This is a genomic window from Sphingomonas sp. GW821-FHT04B01 (genome assembly GCF_059420425.1).
The window spans coordinates 1-1,750 of the sequence record NZ_JBWKTR010000033.1; the positions used below are offsets into that span (position 1 = coordinate 1).

A 1,750-nucleotide genomic window follows, 5' to 3' on the forward strand; every position below is an offset into this window, starting at 1 on the left:
GCCCGCGCCCTCGTCAAAGGCGACAAGCATCCCGGCTACCGGCGCTACCGCAAGGCGGCCTGCTGAACACGCTTACCCCCTTTTCAGGTCGCTTTTGATGCAGAATGCCGATCTGATGAGGCAGGGGAGGAATCCGGGGCGGCTGCCCTTGTTGTGAGGCGCAAGCGCAGTTGCAGATTGATGCACCTAAACCCCCTCAGCAGGGGCAGGGCTGCTTTAGCGCGGTACAGAATTTGCGCGCTCCCTCCTAGGGAGCCTCGGGGCCGCGCAAGCGGACCCGTTCGACAGCGGCCGGTGGACGATGTCGTTTCGGTGGCTTGAGGCCTTGGTGCCTGATGAAGCCGCAAACTGCGTACGCCAACGGCGTTCCTTCTATCCTTATTCCTTACAGGGCCTCTGTCTGTCCGCTCGGCGGATTTGCACTATCAACGGCAAGGCGCAGCCGTTCGAGCACGGCCTGAAGTTCGGGATTGCCGACCTCGGCGATGACTTCGTCGACCGTGCTCGTTTCCAACTTACGCTGACGGGCCAGCTTTTCCGCGACGGCCCGGACGAACTCCGTCGGGCGGCGCAACATGCGGCGCACCCGCTCCTTCGCCGAGGTTGGCACGTGCAGGATATAGGCGTTGGCGATCTGCTCGGTTTGCTGCTCGTCAGGCTCTGCGTTTTCGATAGGCTGGCAGCGCCTGATCCAGTCGACGAAACCGTGCTCTTTCAGGCGTGCCAGTGCCGCAGCAACCGCGCTACGGGACCGGCAAATTGCGTCTGCGATCCAGCGGATTGTGGGGTCGAGGCGGCCGTTTTTCTTGCCGCGAAGGCGAAGCAGGTATCGGTAAACCTCCAGCCCGATCGCGCCGATCGCACCGTTCCGGCGTCCGGCTAGTTTCGTCTCGCGCTCGAACTCCTCCAACGCCCGCATGCGGGCGTTGTGCTCGCTCTTTGGAAACATGTTGTGCGTGCGCCAGAGTGCCGCCTCTGCACCACCGGCATTGTAGCTGTTACGACGTACCGGCTGACCGGTACGCACCCGCTGGGGACGGCCGGTAGGGATGCCCAACGCGCTCACAGGACACCTGCGGTATCATGCGGTGCAGATGCGGTGGCAACGTTGCAAGTTCTATCTATGATCCCTTTATGTTCGTGCTTTGATCTTGCGCAAGTGCCATAATTTCCCTTACGGAATCCAGATCGGCACAGCTTTCCCAAGCTTACGACGAGGGTTCGATTCCCTTCACCCGCTCCACGGCCCCTCCTGCGAGGCGGCTCCAGCTTTAGTGGGGCAGAGGCGATGTCCGCTAATGCTAGGAAAGCGGTCATCTGACCGTTACATTCCGCCGGTATATCCGAGCAGGAAAGGTAGGATCGCGAAGCCAATCAGGAGTGCCGGGACTAACGCAATAACCGGCTTCCGCCAGATGTTTCCCGTCCAACCGGCGAACAAGAGCAGCACAACTGCCACGAGTGGATAGATGACGTAATAATCAACCTGCCCAGCGTTAGGAGCAACTCGATAGCCCTGTTGGTAAACTCCGTGGATGAGGTCGCGCCCCATGACGAAGAGGGCGAACCATAGGGCCGAGATTATTCCGATGACGATGTTTGCTGAGCGCATACGCTGGAGCCTATCGGTTGCGTAACATGTCGGCAATTGGGCGAAGCGGAATGTCCGCTTCTGGGCGATTGTGTTGAAGAAGTCGGCTCGTGGTGCGGAAGTAGGGCGGCGGCTAAGTTGCGCTGAACAGTTCTGACC

At 60.3% G+C, this 1,750-nt stretch carries 2 protein-coding genes; both read right to left on the reverse strand.

The features are described from left to right. Positions 1-385: 385 nt before the first annotated feature. A complete protein-coding gene (locus AC07UH_RS21470; RefSeq protein WP_495182209.1) occupies positions 386-1,066 on the reverse strand; it encodes a replication protein A in 681 nt (226 codons plus the stop codon). Between the two features lie 258 nt (positions 1,067-1,324). Next, the coding region (locus AC07UH_RS21475; protein WP_495182208.1) for a hypothetical protein at positions 1,325-1,750 on the reverse strand (426 nt) is incomplete at its 5' end.